Origin of the sequence: Mesorhizobium sp. M7A.F.Ca.CA.001.08.2.1 (assembly GCF_003998455.1) — a bacterium.
In the GTDB taxonomy this organism is placed as follows: Bacteria; Pseudomonadota; Alphaproteobacteria; order Rhizobiales; family Rhizobiaceae; genus Mesorhizobium; species Mesorhizobium ciceri.
Genome location: NZ_RZPW01000835.1, coordinates 1 through 2,564, shown reverse-complemented (window position 1 = coordinate 2,564; position 2,564 = coordinate 1). Strand labels below are relative to the sequence as shown.

Here is a 2,564-nt window from a genome sequence, read left to right as displayed (position 1 = left end):
GGCTCTCCACAGCCGTGCGGAACACTGGGAGAGTCCAGCGGCGAGCGCGGCTGGGAGGGAGGGCTTCCGCGACCTGATCCAGCAAGGCTGCGAAATACCTGGCGAGCAATCGCGGGGACTTTGGATCTCCGCCTCCTCGCCATTATCAGAGCTGGGAGCGAAACCTGCTCGCAAAGTAGTCGGTGACCTTTTCGCTTAGCGGACGCGCTTGCCATTCTTCCAGACTGACCTGCCTTGATCGCTTCAGGTCCTCGTTGAAAACGTCTATTTGCGTCCGCGCGAATTCCAAGCCGTAGACGTTCAGACTGGCCTCATCGTTGAGGCGCAAGGATCGCTCATCCAGATTAGCCGAGCCAAAGCTCACCCAGGCATCGTCGACGATCAAAAGCTTGGGATGGTACATTGTGGGTTGAAACTCAAAGATGCGCACACCGGCCTTGAGCAATTCGCCCCAGAAAAAGCGCGAGCCCTTTCGCACCACAGGCACATCCGTGAGCCAATTGGGAACGATGACATCGACCGAGACGCCTCGCTTCCTTGCATCAAGAATCTGCTGCAGCGCGATGTCGTCCGGCACGAAGTAGGCCATGCCGATGCGCAGATGATCCTTGGCCGCGGCTATTGCCGCCAACATCATCAACTCCATGTTCTCCGAGCCGTTTGGCTGCGAAGAAAGTATCAACTGCGCATCGAGACCGCCAGCGGCCGCAACTGCAGGGTAGAACTTCCCGCCCTGCAATGTCTCGCCGGTCGTCTCAAGCCAGTTTTCGGCGAACGCCGCCTGGAATGCGGGCACGGCTGGTCCTTCGATCCGGTAATGCGTGTCGCGCCATTCATTTGAGTTGCGTGCGTTCCCGCGCCAATCATCGGCAATGCCGACCCCGCCAGTGAAAGCGATCCGGCCATCAACGATCAGCAGCTTGCGATGAGTTCGGTTGTTTACACGGTCCAACGTATACCAGCGTAGCGGCCGATAGCGTTCGAACCGCACACCTGCCGTCGTCATGATGCGGATCAGGTCCTCGTCGAAGGGAAGGCTGCCAACCCAGTCGACGTTCACGCGGACTTCCACGCCTTCGCGGGCCTTCGTCGCCAATGCGATCGCGAACTCGTAGCCGATGGCTCCTGACCAATAAATATACGTTTCCATGTTGACGCTGGATCGAGCCGCCCCGATTGCTTGCAGCATTGAGGGAAATATTTCGTCTCCGTTGACGAGAGTTTGGACCGCGTTGGAACCGAACATCTGCCCTTGCGAATAGCTGCTCATCGTCTTGGGAAATTGGGGATCCGTAGCGTCGAACCGGTGGGGGACGATAGATCGTAGAACGCGCGGCTGTGGAGTGAGGTTTATGATCAACACCGTGAGCAGGCTGCCGATGGCGGCGATGGCCAGATAGATGAGCACCTTTCGCCAAGGCGCAATGCGGGAGGTCTTCTTGCGGGCGCCTGACGCAACGGAACCGAAAGGCTGCACGTCAATCGCCCAGTTGCTGGCGATGGCGATGTTTTTCGATCTCCTCAGGCTCTTCATCGTCGATCCGGGTGATGTTTGAAGCCGCGTGATCTGACCGCAGGATCTCGTCCAGCTTGGCGTGGATCGCTTGAGTGTCGCGGTGCTCCGCGCGCTGGATGAACAGCGTCATCGCCCACGTGAACAATGTTGCGGCTCCATGCCAATCCAAGCTCTGTCGCTCGAAAATCATCCAAAGAATTGCGTAGGCCAACAAGACCAGGAACGCAGCGGGACGGGAAGTCAGTGTGCCGATTGTGGTAAGGGCGCTGGTGATCGGATGATTTGCCATTCCAGAGAACTCGCGGCAGTCCCCCCTGGTTCCAGCGAGACATCATACCGCCCCGCCGTGCCTGCAGTGGATTTGGGTCGGCCGCTTGAGTACATCGCCTCTGGCCGATCGTTACTTTCGATCGAGCACCTTTCGGACCTTCTCGGCCAGCTCGTCGATCGTGTAGGGTTTGGTCAAAAGCTCCGTTCCAAAATCGAGCGTGCCATTGTGAACAATCGCGTTTCGCGTGTAGCCGGTGGTGTAGAGCACCTTTAGTGACGGGTGCGATGTCCTGACCTTGTCCACCAGTTCGCGGCCTGACATTTCCGGCATGACCACATCGGTGAACAGAAGCGAAGGCACATGCCCGCTCTCCACGGCGGCAAGTGCATCTCGTGGCCCCGACATTTCCAGGACGGAATAGCCCAGTTCTCGCAGCGCTTCTGCGGCCATCAGGCGTACACGATCTTCATCCTCGACGATCATGATGACCTCGTCTGAATGTCCCGGATGCTCGCCCGCCAAGGCGGCGGCCGGGCTGTCGGGAATGCCGCCATGCGACCGCGGTAGATAGATCTTCAAGGTGGTTCCGACACCGAGTTCGGAATAGATCTTGACGCTGCCGCCGGACTGACGAACAAACCCATACACTTGGCTAAGTCCCAATCCGGTACCCTTGCCGACTCCCTTTGTGGTGAAGAACGGATCGAAGGCTCTTGCCAGCACGTCCGCAGTCATGCCCGTTCCGGAATCGGTGACCGCTATCATCACATACTGGCC

3 protein-coding genes are annotated in these 2,564 nt (G+C 58.5%); all 3 read right to left on the bottom strand.

The features are described from left to right. Window positions 1–145 precede the first annotated feature (145 nt). Entirely contained in the window at window positions 146–1,534 is a 1,389-nt protein-coding gene (locus EN914_RS31735) for a phosphatidylserine/phosphatidylglycerophosphate/cardiolipin synthase family protein (RefSeq protein ID WP_013525115.1), read from the bottom strand. Further along, window positions 1,479–1,805: a low affinity iron permease family protein gene (locus EN914_RS31730; protein ID WP_013525116.1), complete on the bottom strand. Its 327-nt coding sequence runs from the start codon at window positions 1,803–1,805 to the stop codon at window positions 1,479–1,481. Before EN914_RS31730 ends, EN914_RS31735 begins: the two co-directional genes overlap by 56 nt. Window positions 1,806–1,916: 111 nt before the next feature. Beyond that, a partial coding sequence (locus tag EN914_RS31725; protein WP_127389517.1) for a response regulator occupies window positions 1,917–2,564 on the bottom strand: 648 nt, incomplete at its 5' end.

Coding starts and splice junctions, on each gene's coding strand:
- EN914_RS31735 (WP_013525115.1), bottom strand. CDS start 1,534: ATGAAGAGCCTGAGGAGATCGAAAAACATCGCCATCGCCAGCAACTGG.
- EN914_RS31730 (WP_013525116.1), bottom strand. CDS start 1,805: ATGGCAAATCATCCGATCACCAGCGCCCTTACCACAATCGGCACACTG.